The sequence below is a fragment of the Chryseobacterium ginsenosidimutans genome (assembly GCF_024807225.1).
In the GTDB taxonomy this organism is placed as follows: Bacteria; Bacteroidota; Bacteroidia; order Flavobacteriales; family Weeksellaceae; genus Chryseobacterium; species Chryseobacterium ginsenosidimutans.
The window spans coordinates 2,711,893-2,738,677 of sequence record NZ_JANUCO010000001.1; the positions used below are offsets into that span (position 1 = coordinate 2,711,893).

Sequence of the window (26,785 nt, forward strand, 5' to 3'; positions counted from 1 at the left end):
CCCAAAATGTCCATTAAATTTCTTGCCGAAGACGACAGACCCAGAGAAAAGTTTTTATCAAAAGGTAAAAACTCACTTTCTGATTCCGAATTGTTGGCAATCATTATGGGAAGCGGAAACAGAGACGAAACGGCAGTAGAATTGGCAAGAAAAATTCTAGCTTCTGTGGATAATAACTGGAATCAATTAAGCTTACTTTCAGTTAAGGATTTGATGAAATTCAAAGGAATTGGTGAGGTAAAAGCAATTTCGATCACCACAGCCTTGGAAATCGGAAGAAGAAGAGCGAGCCAGGAAGTTCCGGAGAAACCGACAATTTCTAAAAGTAATGATGCCTATTTAATTTTAAAAAATCATCTTTCAGATCTACGAACAGAAGAATTTTGGGCGCTTTTCCTAAACCAAAGCAATAAAGTTATTCATATAGCACAATTAACACAAGGCGGGATCAACCAATCTATCGTTGATGTAAGAGTTTTGTTTAAAACTGCTTTAGACCATTTTTCTACGGGAGTTATCATTGCACACAATCATCCGTCGGGAAATTTGAAACCGAGTAGGGAAGATATCGACATTACACAAAAAATAAAAGAAGCCGGAAATACTTTAAGCATACAGCTTTTAGATCATTTAATTATCACGCAGAATTCATATTTTAGTTTCTCAGACGAAGGATTATTATGATTAGAACATTGAAATATCACGAAATTGATTTCGAAAAATATACACAGTGTCTGGAAAATTCTGAACAGAGAAACTGGTACGCAAAAAAAGAAGTTTTAGATGAACTGTCTGGAAATTGGGAACTTTTGGTTTCTGGAGATTATGAAGCAATTTTACCTGTTCCGTTAAAAAAGAAACTGGGAATTAACTTTGTCATCATGCCCCTTTTTTGTCAGCAATTGGGTGTTTTTTCAGATAAAGATAATGTTGAAATCAATGATCGGTTTTTAAAATATCTGCGTAAAAATTATAAAATCTTTTTATATACTTTTAATAAAGACAACTCATTTTCTGAAGATCTTGAGAAGAAAAAAAACTACGTCATTCCTCTTTCAGATTATGTGATTTTGCATAGAAAAAAATATTTCAAAGGACGAAAATCGACTACAAAATGTGCACAACATCTTATTTACAAAGAAATTGAAGCTAATTCTGAACATATTTCTTTTATAGAAAATAATTTTAAAGGTCTTACAAAACAAACGGATGTTGATAAATTCAAAAAATATTTAAACTTCCTTTCTGAAAATGATTCTCTGAAGCTTTGCGCGGCTTATTTAGATGAAAAATTAATCAATATAGCTGTTTTGATTTCAGAGAAAGATCAACTTTCTTTATTAGGATTAATCAATGATGAAAATTATAAAAGCGAAAACGGACCTTCTTTTTTAATAGATAAAATTCTGAATCATTATATTCACGAAAAGACATTCAATTTTATGGGAAGCAACATCCGAGGAATTGAAGTTTTCTTCAAAAGTTTCGGGGGAGAAACTTCAGGAATACGGCTATATCGAAAGTAAAATTTTAAAGAAACTTTCCTAAAAACCATAAATACATCCGGAAGTTGTACAATCCTGTGTTTTTCAACGATAAATTCAGAAATTATCAGTAATTTTGCTACCTCAAATTATGACAAGTTTTTCAGGATATTTACCTTATGCTTTTGCATTAATCATCGCGATACCTTTCTTGGTTTTGCTTAGACAATTTGTATTTACTTACATTAAACTTAAAGAGCAGGAAATCAAGCTGCTTTCCATGAAGTCGAATTCCGAGAATAAGACGCAGTCTTATGAAAGAATGACGCTTTTTATGGAAAGAATGAAGCCTTCAAATCTGATTCAGAGGTTTGATAAAGATCTTGCCGCTCATGAATTTATTTTTCTTACAGAAAAGTCGATCAATGAAGAGTTTGATTACAATTCTTCGCAACAGCTTTATATCACAAAAAATTCTTGGAAGAATATTGTTGAATCAAAGAATGCGATCATCGGAACGCTTCACAAAACATATGAAGGAATCAATGGCAATGCAACTCTTGAGGAGTTTAAGACCATTTTCATCATGAATTATATGGAAGATGACGATTATATTTCGAAGACCATTGAAGATTTAAGAAGAGAAATTTTAATAATAGCTTAACTAAAAAATAAAAAATTTAAATAATGATTCCAAATTTTAAAGCACATCCATGGCATGGGGTTTCTGCGGGAGAAGATGCGCCAAATGTTGTAAACGTTTTCGTGGAGATCGTTCCTTCGGATACTATTAAATATGAAGTAGATAAAGAAACAGGATATTTAAAGGTAGACAGACCTCAGAAATTTTCAAATATTATTCCTGCATTATACGGATTCGTTCCAAGAACATATTGTGACAATGAAGTAATGAAATTAGCGGTTGAAAGAGGCGCTACAGACGTTACAACGGGAGATCACGATCCATTGGATATCTGTGTTTTGAGCTCTCACAATATTCACGGAGGTGGGTTATTTATGGAGGCTATTCCAATCGGAGGTTTCAAAATGATCGACGGAGGTGAAGCAGATGACAAAATCGTTGCCGTAATGATCGGTGATCACGCTTTCGGACATTTCAGAGATATCGCAGAATTGCCTGAAGCTGAAGTGAAACGATTAATGCACTATTTCCTGACATACAAAAACTTACCGGATGAGCCTGCAAAATGCAGAATCCAAGAGGTTTACGGTGCTGAACATGCCAAAAAAGTAATCAAAGCATCTCAGGAAGATTATTCAAACAAATTTGGAGGATAATATTCTCTGATTTAATGATATTTAAGGATAAATGAGTTTTCGTTTATCCTTTTTTATTGATTAAAATTTAGATCATTAAGAGTCTGTTTACATTTTCCAACATTAAGAAGTTAAGATTGATACTTAAAACTTAAACAAAATCGATTTATTGATTTCTCAATTCTTAGAAATAGTCAGATTCTTAAATTCTGAATGTTTAAATAAAGATAAATTCCGTTTATTTGAATTAAGAAAATTTAGATTATAAATTCAGTACTTCAAAAAAATTAATAATTTGGGCAGCTATTTCCGCCTTCCGTTCCCGCAATTTTGCAGTTTTCCCAATGCTTTTCCCTTTCCAAAAACTACAAAATGTGCTCCACTCAAGTCAGGCTGCATCTTTCAACATACAATCAACTCTCTCACTATTTCAAGCGCTGAAAGTTTTTCTTAGATCACTAATTATTTTCTGCAACTTAAAAACATCATAAGTTCCTACTCACAAATACCACAATCATCTGTGAAAATCCGTGAAATCTGTGGGAAAAAAAATCAAAGATCATCAAAAAACGGTAAACAAAGTATCTTTAATAGGTTAACCGTTTAACTCCTAATTTTTAAATAGTTATAATATTTTTAAACAAATTCATGAGAATTATTTATTATATTTAATTTTCTATTACCAAAAAAATATTAAACTATGGATCTATTTGTGTTAGTACCATTTTTTGGTGTCATTGCTTTAATTTACACTTTTTTCCAAAGTAATTGGGTAAATAAGCAAAATGCCGGAAATGAAAAAATGAAAATTATCAGCGGTCACATCGCTGACGGTGCAATGGCTTTTCTAAAAGCTGAGTACAAAGTTTTGACCTATTTCGTAGTTATTGTAGCCATTTTATTAGCCGTTATGGGAACTACCAGTGCCAATTCGCATTGGAGCATCGGAATTGCTTTTGTTTTTGGAGCTGTATTTTCTGCATTGGCCGGCTTTATCGGAATGAAGATCGCCACAAAAGCTAACGTAAGAACGGCAGAAGCTGCAAGAACATCCCTTTCAAAAGCTTTAAAAGTTTCATTTGCAGGAGGATCTGTAATGGGAATGGGTGTTGCAGGATTAGCGGTTTTAGGATTGGGAGCGTTATTTTTGATTTTAAAACAGATTTTCGCCCCTCATTCAACCGTTGATTCCCATGAAATGGAAAGAACCATTGAAATTCTTACAGGATTTTCATTAGGAGCAGAATCTATTGCATTATTTGCGAGAGTAGGTGGTGGTATTTACACAAAAGCAGCAGACGTTGGAGCCGATTTAGTGGGGAAAGTAGAAGCGGGAATTCCGGAAGATGATCCTAGAAATCCCGCTACAATTGCCGATAACGTAGGTGATAATGTGGGTGACGTTGCAGGAATGGGAGCCGATTTATTTGGTTCTTATGTAGCTACGGTTTTGGCGACGATGGTTTTAGGAAGAGAAACGGTTTCTGTCGATTCTTTCGGTGGTTTTGCACCGATTCTTTTACCGATGTTAATTGCCGGAACAGGAATTATTTTCTCCATGATAGGAACTTTATTTGTTAGAATTAATGATAACGAAGATTCTTCTACTTCAAGCGTTCAGAATGCTTTGAACCTTGGAAACTGGGGAAGTATCGTTATCACCGCTATAGCTTCATATTTTTTGGTGACTTATATCTTGCCGGATAAAATGGTTTTAAGAGGTCATGAATTCACTAAAATGGGTGTTTTCGGGGCAATTATGGTCGGGCTTGTCGTAGGAACTTTAATGAGTATCATTACAGAATACTACACCGCAATGGGCAAAAGACCCGTGAAAAGTATTGTAAGGCAGTCTTCAACAGGTCATGCAACCAATATCATTGGCGGACTTGCCGTTGGTATGGAGTCTACTTTATTACCAATCATCGTTTTAGCAGGTGGAATTTACGGTTCATACTTGTGCGCCGGATTGTACGGAGTTGCCATCGCAGCAGCCGGAATGATGGCTACAACAGCCATGCAATTGGCAATTGACGCTTTCGGACCCATTGCAGACAACGCCGGAGGAATTGCTGAAATGAGCGAATTGCCAAAAGAAGTACGTGAAAAAACAGATATTTTAGATGCTGTAGGAAATACTACCGCTGCGACAGGAAAAGGCTTTGCAATTGCTTCTGCAGCCTTAACAGCTTTAGCTTTATTTGCCGCATTCGTAGGAATTGCAGGAATCGATGGAATTGATATTTACCGAGCCGATGTTTTGGCAGGATTATTTGTCGGCGGAATGATTCCGTTTATCTTTTCTTCACTGGCAATCACTGCGGTTGGACAGGCTGCAATGGCAATGGTGGAAGAAGTGAGAAGACAATTTCGTGAAATTCCGGGGATTTTGGAAGGAAAAGCAGAACCTGAATACGAAAAGTGTGTGGCTATTTCCACAGACGCTTCGATTAAAAAAATGATGCTTCCGGGAGCAATTGCCATTATTTCCCCTTTATTAATTGGTTTTATTTTCGGACCAGAAGTGTTGGGTGGATTCTTAGCCGGAGCAACAGTTTGCGGAGTTTTAATGGGAATGTTCCAGAATAACGCAGGTGGAGCTTGGGATAATGCTAAAAAATCTTTTGAAAAAGGAGTTGATATCAACGGACAGACTTATTATAAAGGCTCAGAACCTCATAAAGCGTCTGTGACAGGAGATACGGTAGGAGATCCTTTCAAAGATACTTCCGGACCATCGATGAATATTTTGATTAAATTAATGTCGATTGTTTCATTGGTTATCGCTCCGACTTTGGCAGTTTTACATAAAGATAAAATTGAAGCCAATAGAAAGGCTAAAATTGAAGCGTTAATGGGAATTACGGGAACTCATATGACTTCAGGAACTGCTGCACAGGTTTTAGTTTCCGGGAGAAATTAAAGGTCATTTAAACGAAAACGGAGATTTTGTGTATGAAACCGGAAATATTCAGGAAATTGAATTGGAAGGTGGAAAAAAGATCTCAATCGGGGAAGAAAGTCAATTGTATCAACTGTATAATTTGGTTAAAAATAAAGATCAGAAAGTTTTAGATCCAAACAATTGGTATACGATTGAAAATCTGTATTTTGAAACCGGATCAAGTGATTTGAAAGCCAGCTCTGATGTTCAGTTATTAAATTTAGTTGAAATTTTAAATGCTTATCCTAGTCTTAAAATAAAATTGGGAGGTTACACAGATAATACCGGAAATGAAGAAAGTAATCAGAAGCTTTCCAGCTTAAGAGCTCAGACTGCAAAACTTAAATTATTAGAATTAGGAGTTGCAGGAGATCGGGTAGAAGCGGAAGGTTACGGATCTCAGCATCCTGTTTGTGAAGCGAATGATACCGACGAATGTAAAGCAAAAAACAGAAGAATTGATGTAAGAGTTTTGGCTCTTTAAAATTCAATAAAAAATAAATAAAGCACTGCAAAACGCGGTGCTTTTTTATTTAGATTAAATAGAACAATCATAAATATTAAAAAAATAGAACCCAAACATCTGTGAAAATCAGTGAAATCCATGGGGAAAAAATCAGCAGAAATTTTTTCATTTCATTAAAGATTCTTTCTTAAATGCTCCAAAGCATCAATAATCAAATCATCTTTTTTAGCAAAGCTAAAACGCACATAATCCGAATTTTCCCTCGAATTATAAAAAGCAGACAGCGGAAGACAAGCCACTTTTTTCTCAACTGTCAACCATTTTGAAAATTCTACATCCGTCATTGTTTTGGAAATATGTCTGAAATTAGCAATTTGAAAAACAGCACCTTCAGCTATTTGTTCCACAATTAAAGGCGTTTCCTGAATTAATTCATTAAAAATATCCCGTTTTTTCTGCATTAAAATTTGATTTTTCGAGGGATCAAATATTTCAAGATATTTTGCAATCGCATATTGACAGGGAGCATTCGCACTGTAAGAAATATATTGCTGATGACATCGGAATTTAGCAGTTAAGTCTTCTGCAGCTAATAAATAACTCACTTTCCAGCCGGTGGAATGAAACATTTTACCAAAAGAAAAAATACAGAATGTCCTTTTCTTTAATTCGGGATGGAGAAATGAACTGTAGTGTTCGATTCCGTCGTAACAATACGTGTCGTAAATTTCTTCAGAAATCAGATAAATTTCCTGATCTTTTATTAATTCATATAATTGATTCCAATCATTTTGAGACCAGATTTTTCCGGTAGGGTTTTGTGGAGAGTTTACAATAATGGCTTTTGTTTTTTCTGAAATGCAATTTTGCAGTTTTCCCCAGTTTATATTAAAATCATTATCAAGATCATAATAGACAGGAATGCCGTTATTTAAAACAATCGAAGGAGCATAAGTATAATAAGAAGGCTGAATAATAATAACTTCATCTCCTTGATTCAGAATAGTTTTAAGAGCCGTATATAAAGTGAAAGTTGCACAAGGCGTAATAGTAACCTGATTTTCCTGTAAAAAAATACTGTTTTTTCTCTTTAGATTAAAACGGATAACACTTTCTATCAAAGCGGGATTTCCGGCAAGTGGTTCATAATTATGAGTATTATGATCGACGGATTCTTTCAGAAACTCTTTTAAACGTTCATCAATATCAAAATCAGCCAATCCTAAAGAAAGATCAAAACTATGATGTCTCAAAGCAAGCTCCGACATTTCCGTAAAAAATGAATAATGAGTAAATCCGTAAACTTTTTGCATATATTTTGCGTTTATATCAAATATAAGAAAATTAGACATTCGTTACAGATTAAATAATTTTTATTATTTTTAAGCAAATTATTTTATAATGAAAAAACTATTCATTCCACTATTTTCAATCGCTGTATTGGTAAGTTGTGGAACAGCAAAAAAGCCTACTGAAGCGGCATCTCAAACTTCGCCAAATGTAAAAGGAGATAAAGCGTTTCTATCTGCGTATAAGGAAATTAGCGCAGACGACTTAAAGAAAAACTTATACGTTATCGCTTCTGACGAAATGGGAGGTAGAGATACAGGAAGTCCGGGACAGAAAAAAGCTGGAGTATACATGGTTGATTATTATAAAAATCTTGGAATTTCTTTTCCGAAAGCTTTAGGTTCTTATTATCAGAAAGTTCCGGCAGATTTTATGAAGAAAAGAGGCGGTGGAAATCTTCCTGATTCCGAAAATATTCTTGCTTTTATTGAAGGTTCTGAGAAGCCTGAAGAAATTGTGGTAATTTCCGGACATTATGATCACGTCGGAACACAAAACGGTGTTGTGTACAACGGAGCAGATGACGATGGAAGCGGAACTGTTGCCGTAATGGAGATTGCAAAAGCTTTCCAAAGTGCAAAAAAAGCTGGAAAAGGTCCGAAAAGATCTATCTTATTCCTTCACGTAACGGGCGAAGAACACGGATTATTTGGTTCTGAATATTATACGGAAAATCCTGTTTTTCCATTGGCAAATACCGTTGTTGATTTAAATATTGATATGATCGGTCGCGATGACCCTGAAAACAGAGGAAAACAATATGTTTATGTGATTGGTTCTGAGATGTTAAGCTCTCAATTGAAAATCATCAATGAAGCGGCAAATAAAAGAACGAACAATTTAGAATTGAATTATAAATACGATGATCCTAGTGATACCGAGAGATTGTATTACAGATCGGATCATTATAATTTTGCGAAACATGATATTCCGGTTGCTTTTTTCTTCGATGGAATTCACGAAGATTATCACAAGCCAACGGATGATGTAGAAAAAATAGATTACAACTTATTGGCAAAAAGAGCACAGCTTGTTTTTACAACCGCTTGGGAATTGGCAAACAGAACGGAAAGAATCGTAGTTGATAGAAAATAATTTCTATCTTAAAATTGTTGAAATAAAATATATTAAACCTATAAGAGACAGAATCTTATAGGTTTTTAATTAAAATATTAATTGAAGTAATGATTATTCGTGAAGCTCAGTTAAAAGATATTCCAGAAATACAGATTGTAAGAAATTCTGTTAAAGAAAATATGTTGTCGAATCCCAATTTGGTAACGGATAAAGATTGTGAAGAGTTTCTATTTCAAAGAGGAAAAGGTTGGGTTTGTGAGATTGATAACCAGATTGTTGGCTTTTCTATTGTAGATTTAAAGGAAAATAATATTTGGGCATTATTTTTACATCCCGATTTTGAAAAGCAAGGTATTGGAAGAAAACTTCACGACATCATGTTGAATTGGTATTTCGATCAAACTCAAGAAAATGTCTGGCTCGGAAACTTCACCCAATACAAGAGCCGAAAACTTTTACAGAAAATCTGGCTGGAAAGAAATCGGAACGCATGGAAGAGGGGAAATAAAATTTGAAATGACTTATAATGATTGGAAAAATAAGCAGTTATGAAACAGAAAATTAAATCTATCCGTCCGTTTGTTGGTTCTGAAAATTTTGAAATCAGCAGCAATTTTTATAAAGATCTTGGTTTTGAAGAAATAATTTTAGAGCCGAAACTATCGTTGTTTAAATGGAATGAAATCGGATTTTATCTACAGGACGCGTATGTAAAAGACTGGATTGAAAATACAATGCTTTTCATTGAGGTTGAGAATGTTGAAGATTTCTGGGAAGAGCTTTTAAGTTTGCATCTTACTGAAAAATATGAAAATGTAAGAGTAACGCCGATCAGAACAATGGAGTGGGGAAAAGAATGTTTTGTACACGATCCTTCCGGGATTTTATGGCATTTTGGAGAGTTTTTTAATAAATAAATTGACAATAAAATTTAATGATTTACGCTTTTGATACGTATTATTTTGATGATTACGCGAATACAATCTGTATCGCTTTTGAAGACTGGATTTCTGAAGTAGAAACCGAAATTTTCAGTGAAAAAATACCCATTGCTTCCGACTATGAAAGTGGAGTTTTCTATAAAAGAGAATTGCCCTGTATTGTAAGTTTATTAAATAAAATTACCCTTAAACAAGGCGATATCATCATTGTTGATGGATACGTTACGTTGGATAACGACTGTAAAATTGGTTTGGGAGGCTATCTTTATGAAGTTTTAGAAGGGAAATTTCCAGTGATCGGAGTTGCAAAAAACGGTTTCAACGCTCCTGATTTTCAAAGAAGAGAAATCTATCGCGGAGAAAGTAAAACGCCATTATTTGTAACCGCAAAAGGAGTTGACGTAGACGAAATCAAACCGAAAATAGAGCAGATGCACGGTGATTTCAGGATTCCTGCACTTTTAAAAAAGCTGGATCAATTGACAAGAGTCTAGTTCTGAATTAATTAACCGAATTAATTGAAAATTAACAAAATATTCAAAAAGTGATAAATGTCATTAGAATATTATATTTATTAATTCTAAATAAAGATAGATTTGTAGTAACAAAAAAATCGAATTACAGAGTTAAAGAGAAACACATATCTAATCATATCCATATCAATTTTTGTTTTTTTCTAACCGGCAAAGTCATATTGTCGGTTTTTATTTATTCTACTTCTCATAAAGAGATTTTCTGTATTCTATGCCCCATTTGGCGATTTCGTCGATGATGGGCTGTATGGTTCTGCCGTATTCGGTGACTTCATATTCTACAGTTACGGGTTTGGTATTCAATACAGTACGATTAATGAGATGGTTGATTTCCATGTCCTGGAGCTCTTTTGAAAGCATTTTGGCGGCAATTCCGTCAATTTCGCGCAGCAAATCCATGAAACGCATTTTTTCTCCCTGCATTAATGTTCCTAAAATATGAAACTTCCATTTCCCGGATAAGATTTCCATGGCATCTTTAATGGCATTCATTCTGTTTTTGCAGATTACTGTTGTATTCAAATTCGCTTTTTTCTTCATAATCCAGATCCGTTTTATATGATTCTGTAAATTTAATAAAAAATAGTTAGGTAGTTTCATCAAGGAAACTGGTTTCCAAAAGGAAATTCATTACCGAAGTCTGATGATTAAATATTAGTTTTGTATTCAACATCAAATCAAACATCATAAATCCTTATCATCACAAAAATGATAAACTACAAAATACTAACATTCTTTTTCCTTACTGCAACTTTAGGAAGTTGCAGTAAGGAAAAAGTGATAAAAGTAAAAAAATGGAAAACAAAGCAACAAACCCACTATTGTGTGATCCTGCTACAGGAATTTGCGAAGTTCCCGGAGATAAAATCGAGATCGGGGACATCAATGTAAAAGTTAATGAAAAACCTGTAAAAGTTATTTATTTTACAGATCCTATCTGCTCTTCTTGCTGGGGAATCGAGCCTCAGTTGAGAAAACTTAAATTAGAATACGGAAACAGCGTAGATATAGAATACAGAATGGGAGGCCTTCTTCCGAACTGGAGCTACAACAGCGGCGGTATCAGCAAGCCTTCTGACGTTGCACATCATTGGGACGAAGTAAGTGTTTATTATGATATGCCAATCGACGGAGATGTTTGGTTGCAAGATCCTCTGGACTCTTCTTATCCGCCTTCAATTGCCTTTAAAGCTGCACAAATGCAGGATAAAAAGAAAGCAATTGAATTCATGAGAGAGCTTCGTGAAATGGTATTTTTAAAGAAAAAGAATATCGCGAAATGGGAAAATATGGCTGTAGCGGCTAAAAAAGTAGGTCTTGATACAGACAAACTGAAAACAGATTTCGAAGGAAAAGGAAAAGAACTTTTCGAAGAAGATCTGAAATTAGCTAAAGAAATGGGTGTTCGTGGTTTTCCTACCATGTTTTTTACAAACGGTAACGGAAGTAAAGAAATGGTGTATGGTTCAAAGCCTTATGCATTCTACGAAACAGCTATTTTAAAAGTAAATTCGGACACAAAGAAATCTGAATATTCTAAAAATTGGGAAAATCTTTTTGCAAAGTATAATTCTCTTACAGCAAAAGAATTCTCAGAATTATCGGGAACTCCGAGAAAAGAAAGCGAACAGTTATTAAACGAGCTTTCTTCTAAAGGAAGTCTTGAAAAATTCACCACAAAAAACGGTTCCATCTGGACGTTAAAATCTTAATTAATTTCACATTAATATTTAGCAAATTTTTTACCGGAGATTCATTGAATCTTCGGTTTTTTATTGAAGTACATTTAAAATTGTTAAAATCACATTCCCGGCCAATACAATACATTGAATTTGTGATCATCCGGATCAGAAAAAACAAAAGTATATCCTTTGCCAATTTCATAAGGTTCAGCGAAAATTTTTCCTCCTGCTTTCTTAATAATTTCAGTCCATTCGTCAACTTCTTCCTTAGTTTCTGTGGAAAGACTGAAGATAATTTCGTTTCCATCCTTTAAATCTGATATTTCAACTTTAGTATTCTTCTGAAAAACATCTTTCAGAAAAAAATTAATGATAAAATTATTTTGCCCAAAAGAAAAGCTTGTCAGTTCATCAGAATTCATAGAATTGTTGGATGTAAAACCTAATTCTGTGTAGAATTTTGTGGTGCGTTCGATATCTGCTACTGCGAGATTCGCCCATATCTGCTTTGTTTTCATATGCTTATATTTTATTTGTAATGATAATGATATATTAATTTGAATGAAATTTTCAGACCATTTTCATTTTGGCTACATCTTTACCCGTTTTGGCAACTTTATCCTTTTCACGAATCCGCAACTTTGTCCTGTAAAAATTAAACAAGTAAAAAAATGAAAACAATTTTCATCACAGGTGCTTCAACTGGACTAGGAAAAGCAACCGCAAAATTATTTCAAAGCAAAGGATGGAACGTTATCGCAACGATGAGAAATCCTGAAGCCGAAACAGAACTTACTCAATTGGAAAACGTTACCGTGCTTCCATTAGATGTTACAAATTTAGAACAAATTAAATCGACGACGAAAAAAGCATTGGAAATCAGTGATATCGATTTGGTTTTCAACAATGCAGGATACGGATTGATCGGTCCTTTGGAATCTTTAACGGACGATCAGATCGTGAAACAAATTACCACCAATTTATTAGGAGTTATTCGTGTAACACAGGCTTTTATTCCTTATTTCAGAGAAAAAAAACAGGGAATGTTCATTTCTACGACTTCAATCGGTGGATTATTAACTTTCCCGATCAGTTCAATTTATCATGCTACGAAATGGGCTTTGGAAGGATGGAGCGAAAGTTTAGCTTTTGAATTAAATGCATTGGGAATTGATATTAAAACGGTTTCTCCGGGCGGAATCAAGACCGATTTTATCAGCCGTTCATTAGACACAGGAAATCAACCGGAATATGCAGATTTGGTGAATACCATGTTTTCTAATACAGAAAGTATGCTGGAACACGCTTCTGCACCGGAAACTGATTGCAGATGTGGTTTATGAAGCTGCAACCGATGGTAAAAAACAATTGAGATATGTTGCCGGTGAAGATGCGAAAGCTTTGTATGCACAACGGCTGGAAATGGGTGTTGAAGCATTCAGAGAGCAACTTGGTAAACAATTTATTTAAACTTAATTTGGGTTTTAGAGTTTGAGTGTATGTGAATTTTAGAGTTTTTTTGAATATCCGTTTTTCCACCTAAAAATAGGTAAGTAAAGAAATACTTTGTGATCTTTTTTAAATAGAACGCCTTTGTATAACTTAAAAGCGGTTAGTTGTCAAAAAATATTTGCGAACTTTGCGCTTAAATTAATTTAGGCATCAAAAGGGATAATCAATTATTTTTAAATTTCTAATTATTTTACACACTCAAACACGATTACCCTAAAACTTAATTTTGTAACTTTAAATCATGGAAAAGAAAGATCATTCTCCTTTGAAAATTTCGTCGATTTCAGAACTTCACCAGATTTTGAGTCTTCCTAAGCCTCTTCATCCGCTGATTAGTCTGGTTGATAATACGAGTATGAGCGTGAATAAAGAAATGCTCAATCGTAGTTTTGCGCTTGATTTTTATAAAATTTCCTACAAATTCTCAGAGAACGGAAAAATAGGATACGGACAAGGCTATTACGATTTCAATGAAGGCGGAATGATGTTTACAGCACCCAATCAGATTTTATTTACAGAAGAAGATGCTGAATATCATGGATATACTTTGTTGATGCATCCCGATTTTATCAGGAATTATCCTCTAGCTAAAAACGTAAAAAAATATGGCTTCTTTTCTTACGACACCAATGAAGCGTTGCATTTGTCTGATAAAGAGAAGAGTACAGTGGTAGGTTTGTTGAACAATATTCTGGATGAGCTGAATAATGCCATCGATGAAGTGAGCCAAGACGTTATTGTTTCTTATATTGAAGTGTTGTTGAATTACAGTAATAGATTTTATAAGCGTCAATTTATCACCAGAAAAGCTGTCAACAGTGATTTTCTTTCTAAAATGGAGGAACTCCTTGATGAATATTTTAACAATCAGGAAACACTCACAAAAGGACTTCCGACGGTAGAATTTCTGGCTTCGGAACTGAATCTTTCAACACATTATTTAAGTGATATGCTGAGAAACCTGACCGGACAAAACGCGCAGCAACATATTCATGAAAAGCTGATAGAGAAAGCAAAGGAATATCTTACGACTACAAGTTTTTCTGTGTCGGAAGTGGCTTATCAATTAGGTTTTGAGCATTCTCAGTCTTTCAATAAATTATTCAAAAAGAAAACCAACACTACACCTTTGAGCTATAAGCAGTCTTTTAACTAATGAAATAAGAGTAGTGATTACTAATTTTATTTGATCGAATATTTTATCTTCATTAAAAAAGCATCCGACTTTCGGATGCTTTAATAAAAAAAAATCAATCTAGATACTCAAAATAGCTTTTGTGATTCCTTGGTCAGAATAGTTTTTTATAATTTAATTAATTCGGTGCTTCTTAATTCAATTTGCAGCAATAGATTTCCCTTTCGTTGTAATCCAGCAAATTGTTTATGTTAACGTTTAAGATATTTTCTTTAGTTTGGACAGTAAAGCCTGAAAAGTAAGATAAGGACTAAAATATTTTGTATTCCTGAAATCTATAATATAGGCTATCCAGAAATCTACGGAACTTCAGCGTTGATTTGATTTTTATTCATTTATTTGTGATTTTATAATGGCGAAATTATATAATTAATCAGATAAAGACTGTTAAAAAAATATAAAATATTGGTAATAAGAATTGTTTACTAAACTTTATAATCTTTTATAATAAAATATAAAGTTTAAATCATTTTTAAGTGAATTTTATTAATCACAGAAAAAATAATTTCACCAATCGAACTTGATTTGGTTGTGAAAATGTAGAAAAAGTGAAGAGATGAAAGAATCTGCTCTTTAGGAGCAGATCCAGTAGATAAATACATCTCATTTTTTTAATTAGACAACAATAAAAAAGCACAGCCGACAATGCTGTGCTTAAATTTTTATAAATTTAATTGCAATTTCAAAGCTGAAAAAAGCAAAAATTAATTTCATTTCAGATTTATTACATAGTAAATGTAGGAATAAATTTTTTATCTACCATGAATTAAATGTTAAAATTCACAAGTTACTAACAATTTTTTGTGGATAACTTTTACGAGTCTCTTTAGAGTCTGTTTAAATTTAATTCAAACATTTCAAAAAGCAGTACTCATTTTTAACGCAAAGATTTAATTCAATAGTACTTATTATGAAGTGAGCAAAGAAGAATCAACAAGTTGATTTGATGAAGCGCTGTTTTCACGCTTTGTGAAGCAAATTTTATTTGCCTTTGCTTTCTAAAATAATGCGGAATGTAAATATAATCTTTGCGTTAAAAATAAGAGTGTATTCCATTTGAAAGAAGCTTAGGTCTTTTGATACAAAACTTTTATTCTAAAGAAAATATAAAAAACTATATTTCAAACAGGGTTACAAAAATTTGTAATATAAAATTTAAACAGGCTCTTAATATATTCAAACAAAAAAAGAGAGTCATTTTGACTCTCTTCTTATTTTAATTCTCCAGCTTTTCTTTAATATATTTTGCTGTATGAGATTTTTTATTTTTTGCTAATTCTTCCGGAGTTCCTGTGAAAACAACTTCTCCACCGTATTTTCCGGCTTCAGGACCGATGTCGATCACGTAATCTGCGGATTTGATGATGTCCGGTTGATGTTCAATAACAATCACAGAATGTCCCAAATCGATCAACGCCTGCAAAGATTTCAATAATTTTTGAATATCATGGAAATGCAAACCTGTTGAAGGTTCATCAAAAATAAACAAAGTTTTATCCGTCGTCACACCTTTTACCAGAAATGAAGCCAGTTTTACACGTTGCGCTTCACCGCCGGAAAGAGTAGAAGAGCTCTGTCCCAACTGCAAATATCCTAAACCAACATCCTGCAAAGGTCTCAGTTTGGTTACAATTTTATCTTCCTTATTATCTTTAAAAAACTCCAACGCTTCATCAACCGTCATGTGAAGAATATCCGAAATGTTTTTTTCATCAAATCTTACCTCGAGAATTTCGTTTTTGAAACGCGTTCCTTTACAAACCTCGCATTCAAGCTCGATATCTGCCATGAACTGCATCGAAACATTGATGACACCTTCACCTTTACATTCGTCGCATCTTCCGCCATCAACGTTGAAAGAGAAATGTTTCGGCTTGTAACCCATCATTTTCGATACTTTCTGTTTGGCAAAAAGATCTCTGATATCGTCATAAGCTTTCAAATACGTAACAGGATTCGAACGGGATGATTTTCCGATCGGATTTTGGTCGATCAGTTCAATATGTTTGATGAGCTTTTTAGGAAATTCGACAGAATCGTAATCGCCTTTTTTTCCACCCATTCCTAATTGAATTTGGATGTCATTCGTAAGAATTTCTTTCATTAAAGTAGATTTTCCACTTCCTGAAACTCCTGAAATTACGACCAAACTTTCCAAAGGAACGTCTACATCTACATTTTTAAGGTTGTTTTGACGCGCTCCTTTTATATTGATCCATTCTTTTGCTTTTCTACGCTTTGCAGGAACTTCAATTTCCAATCTGCCAGTAAGATATTTTGAAGTTAAAGTATCTGCATTTTTCAGTTCTTTATAATCACCTGAAAAAACCAGTTCACCACCAAGATAACCCGCTTCCGGACCAATATCGATGATATAATCTGCAGCTTTCATTACGTCTTCATCGTGTTCTACAACGATTACCGTATTTCCAAGATCGCGGAGATTTTTTAAAACACCAATTAAATTTTCGGTGTCTCTTGAGTGAAGCCCGATTGAAGGTTCATCCAAAATATAAATAGAACCCACCAAAGAACTTCCCAGACTCGTCGCCAAGTTAATTCTCTGACTTTCCCCACCCGAAAGCGTGTTTGAAGTTCTGTTCAACGTTAAATATCCCAACCCTACTTTTAATAAAAACTCAATACGGGTTGTGATTTCGTATAATAATCTTTTGGCGATTTCCTTATCGTGATCAGACAGTTTTAAGCTGTTGATTAAAGGAAATAATTCATCCAAAGGAAGCTCGATCATCGACTGGATATTGTATCCGTCAATTTTTACCCAAGTTGTTTCTTCACGTAATCTCAATCCTTCACAAGTCGGACAAAGTGTTTTTCCGCGATAACGGGAAAGCATGACACGATATTGAATTTTATATAAATTTTCCTCAAGCATTTTGAAGAAATTATCAACTGATGGGAATGTGCTTTTTCCGTCTCCTTTCCAAAGATATTTTTTCTGTTCTTTGGTTAATTGATGATAAGGCTTATGAATAGGGAAGTCTTTCGCTTTTTTAATGAAATCTTTCTTCCATTCGCTCATCGTTTCACCTTTCCATGAAGCAACGGCATCTTCGAAAATCGACAACGTTTTATTCGGAATCACCAAATCTTCATCAATTCCGATCACTTTTCCGTACCCTTCACAAGTCGGACAAGCTCCGTAAGGATTATTAAAGCTGAAAAAATGAACGTTGGGTTCCAGAAATTCTATTCCGTCAAGCTCAAATTTATTCGAAAATTCTTTGGTTTTTCCGGTTTCAGCATCTTTTAATGAACAATATCCGCGACCTTCATAGAAAGCCATCTGAATAGAATCTGCCAAACGCTGTAGGAAACTCTCATCTTCTTCATAAGAAAAACGGTCGATTACCAGATTGATTTCCATTCCTTTTTCGGGAGTGAAACCGAAGCTTTCTAAATCTTCAATTCCGGCAACGTTTCCATTGATTTCCAATCGGGTAAAACCGGCAAGTTTTAAGATATTTAAATTTTCACCAAAATTGGCAGCATCATATTCTAATGGCGCTGTCAATAAAAATGAAGTATCTTTTTTGGCAGCTTTAATGAAATCTACCACATCCGTTACCGAATCTTTTTTCACTTCTTCACCCGAAACCGGAGAATATGTTTTCCCGATTCTTGCAAAAAGAAGCTTCATATAATCATAAATTTCCGTCGAAGTTCCCACTGTTGATCGGGGATTCGAAGAAATTACTTTCTGCTGAATAGCGATGGAAGGCGCCAAACCTTTAATATCATCAATTTTCGGTTTTTCTAATTTCCCCAAAAACTGACGGGCATAAGAGCTCAAACTCTCGACATATCTTCTCTGTCCCTCTGCATAAATCGTATCAAAAGCCAATGAAGATTTTCCGCTTCCGGAAACTCCTGTGATGACGATGAGTTTATTTTTCGGGATAAGAACATCTATGTGTTTCAGATTGTTAAGGTGTGCATTCTTAACGAAAATCTGCTTTTTAATATCTATATCTGTTGTATTAGCCATAGTAAAATTAAGACTAACAAAATTACGAATTTTTGGCGGACTTTTTATGATTTAAATTAGGTGAAATTTGAGTTGTTTATATTTTTATTAAAGAGTTAAAAATAGGAAGATTATACTGTTCATTTAGGATTTCTGAATCAGATTTCATTTTTTGGAGATTCTTAACGTTTTATTTTAACTACAAAATGGAAAAATTACCTTCATCAATAATATCAAAATGTTAAAACTTTGAAAATGTTTTTAAAGGCTAACAATCAGTGTTTTATAGTTGGAAAATTAAACAATGTTTTCGTTTAAGAATGAAAGATTCGTATTCATAATGATTTAATGGAATTAGAATTTAAACAATTAGGTAATAAAAAGATATTATCATTGCAGACGACTGAATCTCAATGTTAAATTTTATGATTTTTATGTTTTTTTAAGTTCAAGGTCTTGTTTTGTGTTTTAAAATTTGTTAAAATTGTATTCATAAATTTGTAATATAGAAATGAGAAAATTGTTCAGAGATCTTGTTACACATTTAATGAGAAAAAGATAAAGAAATTACTCCCAAAAGATGCAGCCCGAAACTGCATCTTTTTTTATGACAACTATCATTTGTATGTCTTCCCGAACTCCACTACTTTTGAGCTCACGAAACTAACTGAGAATAATTCTGATAAATATGATTAAAAAAGTAGGAAGTATCTTTTTCCTTGGAACCTTGTTTTTTGCACACGCACAGGAAAAATCAACGGATATTGACAGTATTGAAATCCAGGGGAAATTAATTTCCATTCCTTATAAAATTGCCAATCAAAATATAACGGTTATTACAAGAGAAGACATTGCCAATTCTCCTGCAAAAAGTATTGACGAAATCCTTCAGCAAGTTCCGGGAATGGATATCAGAAGGAGAGGAGCAAATGGTGTACAAAGTGATATTGCTTTCCGTGGAAGCTCTTCTGAGCAGGTTCTTTTGCTTTTAAACGGAATCAGAATGAGTGATTCTCAGACAGGTCACAATTCGATGAATCTGCCGATCGATCTTGATGATGTGGAAAGAATAGAAGTGATAAAAGGAGCCGGAGCAAGACGTTTCGGGCAAAATGCATACGCCGGAGTTATCAATGTGATTACAAAAACTCATATCGGAAAAAGAGTAAAAATAAGCGCAGAAGGCGGAGATTATGAAACGTATGGTTTCGGATTGAATGCTCAACTGGGAAATGAAAAATTTTCAAATTCTCTTCAGGCAAATTCCAACTCGTCTCAGGGATATATGTACAATACGGATTATGAGATCAGAAATATTTTTTATCAGAGTAAATTAAACATAAAAGACGGAGACATCAGATTACAAGCCGGTTTTTCGGAGAAAAAATTTGGAGCAAACGGTTTTTATTCATCCCCAAAAGCTACCGAACAATATGAAGAAACGCAGGCTTCTGTGGTAAGTTTGGCGCATCAGCAGACATTTGGAAACCTTAAAATTCATTCTAATGTATATTGGCGAAGAGGGCAGGATATGTATCTTTATAATAGAGAAAAGCCTGAAATCTACAGAAATATGCACATCGGAAACAATGTAGGCGGAGAAGTGAATTCCAGCTATGAATGGGGATTGGGAACGACAGGAGTTGGTGTGGAAACTGAGAAAAGAATTTTTGGCAAGTAATAATTTAGGAGACAGAAACCGTTTCGTTTCGCAGGTTTTCTTTGAACATCATTTTTCTTTATTGGATAAGAAATTAAACATCAGTCCGGGAATTTCTTGGGCAAATTATTCTACGGTAGGAAACTTTTTCTATCCAGGTTTAGATGTTGGATATAACTTTAATTCAAGCAATAAAATCTACGGAAATATCTCTAAAGTTTCCAGAGTTCCATCTTTTACCGATCTTTTTTATAAAAGTAATACCGAAGTCGGAAACCCTAATTTACTGCCTGAAGAAGCGGTTTCTGCGGAAATAGGATATCAATATCAGACTAAAAATATTTTGGCTAAAGTAAGTGGTTTTCTGAGAGATTCCCGTAATTCGATAGACTGGACAAAAATGTCGCTGAATGATCCTGTTTGGTACGCTCAAAATATTGGTGATACAAGCAGTAAAGGTGTAGAATTTGAGCTTAATCACCGACTGAATGACTGGCTGAAATACTCGGTTGGATACACTTATTTGGAAAATAAATTAAATTCTGTCGGAGACTTTGCCGCAAGATATCTTTTGGATAATCTGAAGCATCAGTTTATTGCGAAACTAGAAACAAGATTCCTGAAAAACTTCACCAATGAGCTCGTTTACCGATACAATCAAAGATTGAACAACGGAAGCTATAATTTGCTGGACGAAAAATTAAGTTTTGTTAAAAGAGACTTTTCGGTGTATATTTTAGTTAATAATGTAACAAATACTTCATATACAGAAACTTTCGGCGTTGCAATGCCGCAAAGGTGGTTTCATGTTGGGTTTTCGTACAATATTAATATTAAGTAAATGTTAATGAATGATGAATTAAAGTTAATATTACGAAATTGTTAATTCATTTACATTTGCAAAAAAAAATTTAGAATGAAACTGTTTTTAAGTTTAAGCTTACTTTTAACCATTACTTTTTTCAAAGCACAGGAACATATTTCCGGTTTCGGTGCAGTGACTTTAACTTATAAGTTTCATCCAAAATTTTTCCTTTATGCAGAAGGACAAATGAGAAGTATCGAAGATTTTACTTACCCCGATTATTACGAAATGAAAGGTGGATTAGGATATTATCTTACGAAAAATCATAAGCCATTTATTGGTTTAGGAAGATATGCAACGTATAAAGAACATGCAATCAACAAAGAAGAATTCAGAGTTTGGTTGCAGGATGTAATTGATATTAAAAAAGGAATTGTAAAATTTGAAAACCGTATTCGTGTTGAAAAAAGCTGGTTTTACGAACCTCAAACGGATAAAAATTCTCAAAGAATGCGTTACCGTTACCGATTGAACGTAAGTGTTCCTTTAAACTCAAAAGAAGTGAAAAAAGGAACTATTTTCGCCAATGCTTACGATGAAATCTTCCTTATAAGTCCGATGAAACCTACTTTCGCGAGAAACAGAGTGTATGCGGGAGGCGGTTATCAGATCGATAATAATGTTGGAGTTGCAGCAGGTTATCTTTGGCAGAGAGAATTTAATGCAACTGGAAACCAAAACTTTCATTTCCTTTATCTTGCTTTAAATATCAATATTGATGGAACCAATCATCCGGTGAAAACGTTTGATTATCCGGGTGCGGATTAGGATGCTTTATCCAAATCCGCCTGGAAATCTATAAGCTGAACTTTATACTCAGAATATGCTTTGTTAAGAATTGTCTGATATTCATTTATTAAAGAAAATATAGCATCCACTTCTTGTTGAATATATTTGTCATTATTAAAATAAATATATTCGGACTTGACGAAATCTTTCAGCACTTGTTTATTTTCTATTGATAAAAATTCTTTATAGCCGGATTCTTCGACAAAATGTTTTATAACTTCTTTGAAAGGCTTTTCATTTTTAAGCAAATTAGCTCTGTGTTTACGAATTTCTTCGACAGGTAACGTAACCATTATAAATTGTAAATGAGGAATGAAATTATGGATTGAATTTTGAAACATATCAAATTCATGATCCAATTTTGCAAATGTTTTATATTTTCCAATTAAAACTTTTTTATCGTTTTCATCGGCTTTCTGATAAAAGTACTGGAAAATATTTTTATCATTTTCAGTAATTTCAGATTTAATTTTTTCTAAATCTTTTGTAAATCTCGGAATTAAAATTTTAGCTTCACTTGCTTTATACAATCTGCCATTACATTTAAATGTTTTAATAATTTTTGGATTGGCAACAAGTTGATTGAGTGTTTGAAGATCACTTTCAATACCTGCTTTTTCATGAACTAATGAAACTTTTTTATCATTAAAAAGATCATTTCCGAGGGGAGTTTCACTATTAATGAGTTCCTCAATATTTTCTAAAACAGGATTATGTCTTTCGTAATATCCGTTAAAATCCGAATAAATGCTTTGATAAGGGTATTTTTCGTTATAAAGCTGTAAAAATCTTTCGCTATCATCAACAACTTCGCCTACGTTTTTAATATTATATAAGGTTAAATATTTACTCGTTAAAGCCTTACAAATTTCGTCAAAACCACGAATGATATTCTTTGCCAATTCATTATTTTCAGGAATATTTTTGGTCTTATTTTTCCAGATCGCCTCAATTCTTTTATCTGTTTCCGGATGAAATGACCATTGATCTTCAATTTCGATTTTCGTTTTATTGTATCGTGTCGAATCTTCCAGATCTACTTTGGGCAGATTGTTTTCGTATGGATGATTATTTCTTTCGCTGAAAATTTTCATCAAATACGTTTGATTTTCAAAAAGGTTTTCAGGCAAATACTTTTGCTCGCTGTCTGCATAAAACATAAATGAACTGTTGAAAGCTGCATTACTCAAATCTAATCTCAACAAAGATGAAGTTTGTTCTTTAGGATTGGTAACGTAAGTTGCAACGGCATCGGCATGAAACTCCATTTCTCTTCGTAATGAAGCATTATTTTTAAAGATAAAATCAGAAAAAATCTTTAAGATATATTGAAAAACACTTATGAATCCTACGGCAATCATTCCTGCAAACTGAAACGCCCAATGTCCGGAAACCATGTTTTATGGAATTTTCAAAATCTTTATTGTTATAAACCGTATCGAAAATTATTTTTTCAACCTGATTTACATATCCTCCAATTTTCATGCTTCGCTGCGAGAAATGTCCAAATTCATGTGCTAAAACAGATTTAAGTTCGCCTACAGTTGTAGAATTTACTAGTCCCATTCCGATGGTAAGATTCTTTTTTACGGGCACAAACATGCTCCAAAAAGGAGAATTATAGCTTACACTTGCATTCACTTCAGGAGACAGAAAAACCTTTCCTGGTTTTTGGACCCTTGTTTCTGCGATAATCTCGTCAATAATAGCAAAAAGTTCCGGCTGATTTTTTCGGTCAACTTCAATTAAATGTCTATTGCTGTAATTATTTTTTATGAAGATAAATTTTATTAAAAAATAGAAAACAATAAATCCTATACTCACCAATCCTAATGCAATAACGGCTGTGAAATAGTTGGCATAAAGCATCACAAGATTTACTGCTCCATAACCTAATAAAAAGATCAGAAAGAGAGAAATTAGAATTAATATAAAATAAACAACGAAAAATATTGAAATTGAAGCAATTGCAGAAGTCAGCTTAGATCTGTAAGCTGATGAAATAGGAGGAAGGTTATTAGTCATGTGTTTTTAATATTTATCAATCAAATAATGATAGGCTTTTAAATATTTATTAAATCTTTTGATGTCTTTTGGAGTTAATTCCCGATTTACTCTTCTCAAATCCATATTATCACGAAGATCGTTTAATTTTACGGCGACAGCGAGAGGAGAACGCTCGGTTCTTTTTACGAAATCATCATATTCTTCATCGGGATCGAATTTCGTAAGACAGCTTATCGCGAAAATGATGTATTCGGGGAAACCTTCACCTCTTAAATAATCGAGACTGAATTCTGCAGGATGATCTTCCACGACGTCGTGCAAAACACCTACGATTTTTTCGTCCATTGTTTTACCATATTCCATGACACGCATAACGTGAGCGATGTATGGAGCATGGTATTTGTCTGTCTGACCTTTGTGTGCCTTATCGGCTATTTTTATTGCTCTGTGAAGCAGATCGTCTTTTGTCATTTCAAATAAAAGTAGATCACAAAAGTAAAAAATATCTTCCATTCTTTTTCGTAAAAATTCTCTGTTATGGTATTTTTATTGAAATAAATTTCAGTCAGGGAAAATTCATATTTCAACAGAATGAGATTTTTTTTATTAAAAAAGCAATCTTATTAAAAATAATCTTTATTTTTGAGTTTAACAAAAAAACTAAATAATTATGAAATGGTACTTAAAAGTATTAAAACAGTACGCTGATTTTAATGGGAGAGCAAGAAGAACAGAATATTGGATGTATGTCTTATTCAATATAATTTTTGCAATTGTAGCTATAATTTTGGATAATATCTTAGGCTTAAAATTCACACCGGAAATTCCTTACGGATATATTTATTTGCTTTATGCATTGGCAACTCTTATCCCAGGATTGGCAGTATCTGTAAGAAGACTGCATGATGTTGATAAAAGCGGATGGTTTTTATTCATTTCTTTAATCCCTATTATCGGAGGAATCTGGTTAATAATATTAGATGCAACAGAAGGAACTCCGGGTAGAAATGCATATGGAGTAAATCCTAAAGAAAATTATAATGAGATTAATGAAATTGGACAAAAAGAAATATAATTACAAAAAATCCCGAAATTTACTTTCGGGATTTTTTTTATCAGTAAAAACAGATTTATAAAAACGTTTCAGATGCCTGAAGCGTTTTTTTGTTAATCTAAATCTAGTAATGTCCTTTTTCAATATAATGCGCAGCAACTTTTTCAGTTAAAGCTACAACATTCGGAGTATTTGTATATTTTGTAAATCTTCTTAATCCTGAAAGCATCATTCTCTGTTCGTCACCTTCCGCGAAAGAAACAATTCCTTCTTTTGCAGCAGCGATGATTTTGTCTATCGCTTTGTAAAGGTTCAACTGAGCCATTGCCGCTTCTACAGAATCGGCAGAGAAGTGTTTTTCAGCTCTTAAAATTGCAGATTCAGCCATGTAGATCTGGTTAAGAATTTCAGAAGCATTTAATAATAAATGTTGCTGTTTCTCAATATCCATCATGTATTTTTGAAGAGCAGCTCCGGAAACCATTAAGAAAACTTTCTTAAGATTAGCGATGATTGCTTTTTCTTCACTCATAAAAGCAGAATAATCAGGAACTTCGAATGACGGAATTCCCATCAATTCTTTGCTGATCGCCATTGCAGGAGATAAAAGGTCTAATTCACCTTTCATTGCTCTCTTAATTAGCATTCCAACTGCAAGAAGTCTGTTGATTTCGTTTGTCCCTTCATAAATTCTTCCGATTCTTGCATCTCTCCAAGCAGATTCCATTGGAGTATCTTCTGAGAATCCCATTCCGCCGTAGATTTGAATTCCTTCATCGGCAGTATTTTGAGTAAGATCTGATACGAAAACTTTAAGAATAGAAGCTTCTACGGCAAATTCTTCAACACCTTTTAATTCAGCTTGTTGATGATCCATTCCTCCTGAAACGAATTCTTCAATTTTATCTTCAACATTTTTTGCTAAACGGTAAGAACCTGCTTCACTTACGAAAACTCCGGTTGACATTTCAGCAATTTTCTTTCTGATCGCTCCGAAAGTTGAAATCGAAACTCCAAACTGTTTTCTTTCGTTTGAATATTGAATAGAGTGGTTTAAAATTCTTCTTTGTCCGTCAAGATTTGCGGCAGCTAATTTAATTCTACCAACATTTAATGCATTCAAAGCGATTTTGAAACCATTATTTCTTTCACCCAACATATTTTCAACAGGAATTTTCATGTCATTGAAGAAAACCTGACGAGTAGAAGACGAACGAATTCCTAATTTGTGCTCTTCTTCACCAAAAGTTAAGCTTTTTGGATCTTCCAATTCTGAACGGTTGATAACAAAACCTGTGATGTTTTTATCATCATCAATTTTTGCAAACAACGTGAAAGTATCTGCAAAACCTGCATTGGAAATCCACATTTTTTGCCCGTTGATGATGTAATGTTTTCCATCTTCAGACAATTTCGCTCTTGTTTTTCCTGAGTTGGCATCAGAAACCAGCATCCGGTTCAGTCAAACAATACGCTCCGAATTTCGTTCCTGTCGCCAAATCCGGAAGATATTTCTTTTTTAATTCTTCACTTCCATAAAGTAGGGTTGGAAGCGTTCCAATTCCGGTATGTGCTCCGTAAGCCGTTGCTAATGAGCCGTTTCCTCCTGAAACATAGTCGCAAGCCAACATTGTGCTTACGAATCCCATTCCAAGACCGCCATATTCTTCAGGAACGGTGATTCCAAGAAGTCCCATCTCGCCTAATTTGCGCATTGTTTCTTCTGTCAATGCATAATCTTTTTTCTCAAAACGATCATGCTGCGGAACAACTTCTCTATCTATAAATTCTTTCGCAGAATCGCGAAGCATTTTTTGCTCTTCACTCAGTTCTTCAAGACTGAAAATTTCGTTTGCAGGAATTTCTTTAATTAAGAATTCTCCTCCTTTTAATATATTTCCCATTTAATACTTGATTTTTTCTTATTAAGGAAACCTTCAAGGTTTTTAAAACCTTGAAG

24 protein-coding genes and 2 pseudogenes are annotated in these 26,785 nt (G+C 33.8%); 17 read left to right on the forward strand and 9 right to left on the reverse strand.

Features of this window, described 5'->3' with window-relative positions:
• Positions 1 to 6: 6 nt before the first annotated feature.
• The 6 genes from radC (at position 7) to J3D55_RS12755 (ending at position 6,190) form a co-directional block, all read left to right on the forward strand.
• Positions 7 to 684: a RadC family protein gene (gene radC, locus J3D55_RS12730; RefSeq protein ID WP_259131610.1), complete on the forward strand. Its 678-nt coding sequence runs from the start codon at positions 7 to 9 to the stop codon at positions 682 to 684.
• The gene (locus tag J3D55_RS12735) at positions 681 to 1,526 is read left to right on the forward strand and encodes a hypothetical protein (protein ID WP_259131611.1); all 846 of its coding nucleotides are present in this window, start codon (positions 681 to 683) and stop codon (positions 1,524 to 1,526) included. Before radC ends, J3D55_RS12735 begins: the two co-directional genes overlap by 4 nt.
• Positions 1,527 to 1,635: 109 nt before the next feature.
• Complete coding sequence (locus J3D55_RS12740) at positions 1,636 to 2,148, forward strand: DUF7935 family protein (protein WP_259131613.1); 513 nt, start codon at positions 1,636 to 1,638, stop codon at positions 2,146 to 2,148.
• A gap of 23 nt (positions 2,149 to 2,171) precedes the next feature.
• A complete protein-coding gene (locus J3D55_RS12745) occupies positions 2,172 to 2,783 on the forward strand; it encodes an inorganic pyrophosphatase (RefSeq protein ID WP_259131615.1) in 612 nt (203 codons plus the stop codon).
• A 679-nt stretch (positions 2,784 to 3,462) separates the two neighbouring features.
• Positions 3,463 to 5,685 carry a sodium-translocating pyrophosphatase gene (locus J3D55_RS12750; RefSeq protein WP_259131616.1) on the forward strand — a complete coding sequence of 741 codons (2,223 nt, stop codon included), beginning with the start codon at positions 3,463 to 3,465 and terminating at the stop codon, positions 5,683 to 5,685.
• Positions 5,686 to 5,713: 28 nt separating this feature from the next.
• Positions 5,714 to 6,190: an OmpA family protein gene (locus tag J3D55_RS12755; RefSeq protein WP_259131617.1), complete on the forward strand. Its 477-nt coding sequence runs from the start codon at positions 5,714 to 5,716 to the stop codon at positions 6,188 to 6,190.
• A gap of 155 nt (positions 6,191 to 6,345) precedes the next feature.
• Here J3D55_RS12755 and J3D55_RS12760 read toward each other — a convergent pair whose 3' ends face one another.
• Positions 6,346 to 7,485: an aminotransferase class I/II-fold pyridoxal phosphate-dependent enzyme gene (locus tag J3D55_RS12760; RefSeq protein ID WP_259131618.1), complete on the reverse strand. Its 1,140-nt coding sequence runs from the start codon at positions 7,483 to 7,485 to the stop codon at positions 6,346 to 6,348.
• A gap of 88 nt (positions 7,486 to 7,573) precedes the next feature.
• Between J3D55_RS12760 and J3D55_RS12765 the strand changes: the two genes are divergently transcribed.
• The 4 genes from J3D55_RS12765 (at position 7,574) to J3D55_RS12780 (ending at position 10,034) form a co-directional block, all read left to right on the forward strand.
• Positions 7,574 to 8,617, forward strand: a complete 1,044-nt coding sequence (locus J3D55_RS12765) for a M28 family metallopeptidase (RefSeq protein ID WP_259131619.1) — start codon at positions 7,574 to 7,576, stop codon at positions 8,615 to 8,617.
• An 89-nt stretch (positions 8,618 to 8,706) separates the two neighbouring features.
• Positions 8,707 to 9,114 (forward strand): GNAT family N-acetyltransferase, encoded by a 408-nt coding sequence (locus tag J3D55_RS12770; protein WP_259131620.1) that lies wholly within the window; start codon positions 8,707 to 8,709, stop codon positions 9,112 to 9,114.
• 33 nt (positions 9,115 to 9,147) lie between these two features.
• Positions 9,148 to 9,516, forward strand: coding sequence for a VOC family protein (locus J3D55_RS12775; protein WP_259131622.1), 369 nt, complete (start codon positions 9,148 to 9,150; stop codon positions 9,514 to 9,516).
• Positions 9,517 to 9,533: 17 nt separating this feature from the next.
• Entirely contained in the window at positions 9,534 to 10,034 is a 501-nt protein-coding gene (locus J3D55_RS12780) for an endonuclease V (RefSeq protein WP_259131624.1), read from the forward strand.
• Positions 10,035 to 10,253: 219 nt separating this feature from the next.
• On the opposite strand, the gene J3D55_RS12785 is transcribed toward J3D55_RS12780, so the two are convergent.
• The gene (locus J3D55_RS12785; RefSeq protein ID WP_259131627.1) at positions 10,254 to 10,613 is read right to left on the reverse strand and encodes a winged helix-turn-helix transcriptional regulator; all 360 of its coding nucleotides are present in this window, start codon (positions 10,611 to 10,613) and stop codon (positions 10,254 to 10,256) included.
• 254 nt (positions 10,614 to 10,867) lie between these two features.
• On the opposite strand from J3D55_RS12785, the gene J3D55_RS12790 reads away from it, so the two are divergent.
• On the forward strand, positions 10,868 to 11,785 hold the full coding sequence (locus J3D55_RS12790) for a ClpXP adapter SpxH family protein (RefSeq protein ID WP_259131630.1): 918 nt from the start codon (positions 10,868 to 10,870) through the stop codon (positions 11,783 to 11,785).
• Positions 11,786 to 11,874: 89 nt separating this feature from the next.
• Here J3D55_RS12790 and J3D55_RS12795 read toward each other — a convergent pair whose 3' ends face one another.
• On the reverse strand, positions 11,875 to 12,273 hold the full coding sequence (locus tag J3D55_RS12795; RefSeq protein ID WP_259131632.1) for a VOC family protein: 399 nt from the start codon (positions 12,271 to 12,273) through the stop codon (positions 11,875 to 11,877).
• A 153-nt stretch (positions 12,274 to 12,426) separates the two neighbouring features.
• Here J3D55_RS12795 and J3D55_RS12800 point away from each other — a divergent pair.
• Together J3D55_RS12800 and J3D55_RS12805 are read left to right on the forward strand one after the other, a co-directional pair.
• Positions 12,427 to 13,225, forward strand: a pseudogene (locus tag J3D55_RS12800) (SDR family oxidoreductase).
• Between the two features lie 283 nt (positions 13,226 to 13,508).
• On the forward strand, positions 13,509 to 14,423 hold the full coding sequence (locus tag J3D55_RS12805) for a helix-turn-helix domain-containing protein (protein ID WP_259131634.1): 915 nt from the start codon (positions 13,509 to 13,511) through the stop codon (positions 14,421 to 14,423).
• A 500-nt stretch (positions 14,424 to 14,923) separates the two neighbouring features.
• Here the strand turns inward: J3D55_RS12805 and J3D55_RS12810 are convergent, their stop codons facing one another.
• Positions 14,924 to 15,064, reverse strand: coding sequence for a hypothetical protein (locus J3D55_RS12810; protein ID WP_259131636.1), 141 nt, complete (start codon positions 15,062 to 15,064; stop codon positions 14,924 to 14,926).
• 614 nt (positions 15,065 to 15,678) lie between these two features.
• Entirely contained in the window at positions 15,679 to 18,471 is a 2,793-nt protein-coding gene (gene uvrA, locus J3D55_RS12815; protein ID WP_259131639.1) for an excinuclease ABC subunit UvrA, read from the reverse strand.
• Between the two features lie 667 nt (positions 18,472 to 19,138).
• Here uvrA and J3D55_RS12820 point away from each other — a divergent pair.
• The 3 genes from J3D55_RS12820 to J3D55_RS12830 all read left to right on the forward strand — a co-directional run bounded on the left by J3D55_RS12820 (position 19,139) and on the right by J3D55_RS12830 (position 21,743).
• On the forward strand, positions 19,139 to 20,131 hold the full coding sequence (locus J3D55_RS12820) for a TonB-dependent receptor (protein ID WP_259131641.1): 993 nt from the start codon (positions 19,139 to 19,141) through the stop codon (positions 20,129 to 20,131).
• The gene (locus J3D55_RS12825; protein WP_259131643.1) at positions 20,067 to 20,951 is read left to right on the forward strand and encodes a TonB-dependent receptor plug domain-containing protein; all 885 of its coding nucleotides are present in this window, start codon (positions 20,067 to 20,069) and stop codon (positions 20,949 to 20,951) included. The genes J3D55_RS12820 and J3D55_RS12825 overlap by 65 nt, the downstream gene beginning before the upstream one ends.
• A gap of 75 nt (positions 20,952 to 21,026) precedes the next feature.
• Positions 21,027 to 21,743 (forward strand): DUF2490 domain-containing protein, encoded by a 717-nt coding sequence (locus tag J3D55_RS12830; protein ID WP_259131645.1) that lies wholly within the window; start codon positions 21,027 to 21,029, stop codon positions 21,741 to 21,743.
• Here J3D55_RS12830 and J3D55_RS12835 read toward each other — a convergent pair.
• The 3 genes from J3D55_RS12835 to J3D55_RS12845 are packed head-to-tail and all read right to left on the reverse strand — an operon-like array spanning position 21,740 to position 24,242.
• On the reverse strand, positions 21,740 to 23,161 hold the full coding sequence (locus tag J3D55_RS12835) for a hypothetical protein (RefSeq protein ID WP_259131646.1): 1,422 nt from the start codon (positions 23,159 to 23,161) through the stop codon (positions 21,740 to 21,742). The genes J3D55_RS12830 and J3D55_RS12835 overlap by 4 nt on opposite strands.
• Entirely contained in the window at positions 23,070 to 23,789 is a 720-nt protein-coding gene (locus tag J3D55_RS12840; RefSeq protein WP_259131648.1) for a M48 family metallopeptidase, read from the reverse strand. Before J3D55_RS12840 ends, J3D55_RS12835 begins: the two co-directional genes overlap by 92 nt.
• A 6-nt stretch (positions 23,790 to 23,795) precedes the next feature.
• Complete coding sequence (locus J3D55_RS12845) at positions 23,796 to 24,242, reverse strand: phosphohydrolase (protein ID WP_259135100.1); 447 nt, start codon at positions 24,240 to 24,242, stop codon at positions 23,796 to 23,798.
• A 199-nt stretch (positions 24,243 to 24,441) separates the two neighbouring features.
• Here J3D55_RS12845 and J3D55_RS12850 point away from each other — a divergent pair, with 199 nt between their 5' ends.
• Positions 24,442 to 24,846 (forward strand): DUF805 domain-containing protein, encoded by a 405-nt coding sequence (locus J3D55_RS12850; RefSeq protein ID WP_259131650.1) that lies wholly within the window; start codon positions 24,442 to 24,444, stop codon positions 24,844 to 24,846.
• A 103-nt stretch (positions 24,847 to 24,949) separates the two neighbouring features.
• Here J3D55_RS12850 and J3D55_RS12855 read toward each other — a convergent pair.
• Positions 24,950 to 26,729, reverse strand: a pseudogene (locus tag J3D55_RS12855) (acyl-CoA dehydrogenase FadE).
• Between the last annotated feature and the right edge of the window lie 56 nt (positions 26,730 to 26,785).

What these genes read in the sequence shown, in the direction of transcription:
- radC (WP_259131610.1), top strand. Translation starts at nt 7, where the DNA reads ATGTCCATTAAATTTCTTGCCGAAGACGACAGACCCAGAGAAAAGTTT.
- J3D55_RS12735 (WP_259131611.1), top strand. Translation starts at nt 681, where the DNA reads ATGATTAGAACATTGAAATATCACGAAATTGATTTCGAAAAATATACA.
- J3D55_RS12740 (WP_259131613.1), top strand. Translation starts at nt 1,636, where the DNA reads ATGACAAGTTTTTCAGGATATTTACCTTATGCTTTTGCATTAATCATC.
- J3D55_RS12745 (WP_259131615.1), top strand. Translation starts at nt 2,172, where the DNA reads ATGATTCCAAATTTTAAAGCACATCCATGGCATGGGGTTTCTGCGGGA.
- J3D55_RS12750 (WP_259131616.1), top strand. Translation starts at nt 3,463, where the DNA reads ATGGATCTATTTGTGTTAGTACCATTTTTTGGTGTCATTGCTTTAATT.
- J3D55_RS12760 (WP_259131618.1), bottom strand. Translation starts at nt 7,485, where the DNA reads ATGCAAAAAGTTTACGGATTTACTCATTATTCATTTTTTACGGAAATG.
- J3D55_RS12765 (WP_259131619.1), top strand. Translation starts at nt 7,574, where the DNA reads ATGAAAAAACTATTCATTCCACTATTTTCAATCGCTGTATTGGTAAGT.
- J3D55_RS12770 (WP_259131620.1), top strand. Translation starts at nt 8,707, where the DNA reads ATGATTATTCGTGAAGCTCAGTTAAAAGATATTCCAGAAATACAGATT.
- J3D55_RS12775 (WP_259131622.1), top strand. Translation starts at nt 9,148, where the DNA reads ATGAAACAGAAAATTAAATCTATCCGTCCGTTTGTTGGTTCTGAAAAT.
- J3D55_RS12780 (WP_259131624.1), top strand. Translation starts at nt 9,534, where the DNA reads ATGATTTACGCTTTTGATACGTATTATTTTGATGATTACGCGAATACA.
- J3D55_RS12785 (WP_259131627.1), bottom strand. Translation starts at nt 10,613, where the DNA reads ATGAAGAAAAAAGCGAATTTGAATACAACAGTAATCTGCAAAAACAGA.
- J3D55_RS12790 (WP_259131630.1), top strand. Translation starts at nt 10,868, where the DNA reads ATGGAAAACAAAGCAACAAACCCACTATTGTGTGATCCTGCTACAGGA.
- J3D55_RS12795 (WP_259131632.1), bottom strand. Translation starts at nt 12,273, where the DNA reads ATGAAAACAAAGCAGATATGGGCGAATCTCGCAGTAGCAGATATCGAA.
- J3D55_RS12805 (WP_259131634.1), top strand. Translation starts at nt 13,509, where the DNA reads ATGGAAAAGAAAGATCATTCTCCTTTGAAAATTTCGTCGATTTCAGAA.
- J3D55_RS12810 (WP_259131636.1), bottom strand. Translation starts at nt 15,064, where the DNA reads ATGTATTTATCTACTGGATCTGCTCCTAAAGAGCAGATTCTTTCATCT.
- uvrA (WP_259131639.1), bottom strand. Translation starts at nt 18,471, where the DNA reads ATGGCTAATACAACAGATATAGATATTAAAAAGCAGATTTTCGTTAAG.
- J3D55_RS12820 (WP_259131641.1), top strand. Translation starts at nt 19,139, where the DNA reads ATGATTAAAAAAGTAGGAAGTATCTTTTTCCTTGGAACCTTGTTTTTT.
- J3D55_RS12825 (WP_259131643.1), top strand. Translation starts at nt 20,067, where the DNA reads ATGAATGGGGATTGGGAACGACAGGAGTTGGTGTGGAAACTGAGAAAA.
- J3D55_RS12830 (WP_259131645.1), top strand. Translation starts at nt 21,027, where the DNA reads ATGAAACTGTTTTTAAGTTTAAGCTTACTTTTAACCATTACTTTTTTC.
- J3D55_RS12835 (WP_259131646.1), bottom strand. Translation starts at nt 23,161, where the DNA reads ATGGTTTCCGGACATTGGGCGTTTCAGTTTGCAGGAATGATTGCCGTA.
- J3D55_RS12840 (WP_259131648.1), bottom strand. Translation starts at nt 23,789, where the DNA reads ATGACTAATAACCTTCCTCCTATTTCATCAGCTTACAGATCTAAGCTG.
- J3D55_RS12845 (WP_259135100.1), bottom strand. Translation starts at nt 24,242, where the DNA reads ATGACAAAAGACGATCTGCTTCACAGAGCAATAAAAATAGCCGATAAG.
- J3D55_RS12850 (WP_259131650.1), top strand. Translation starts at nt 24,442, where the DNA reads ATGAAATGGTACTTAAAAGTATTAAAACAGTACGCTGATTTTAATGGG.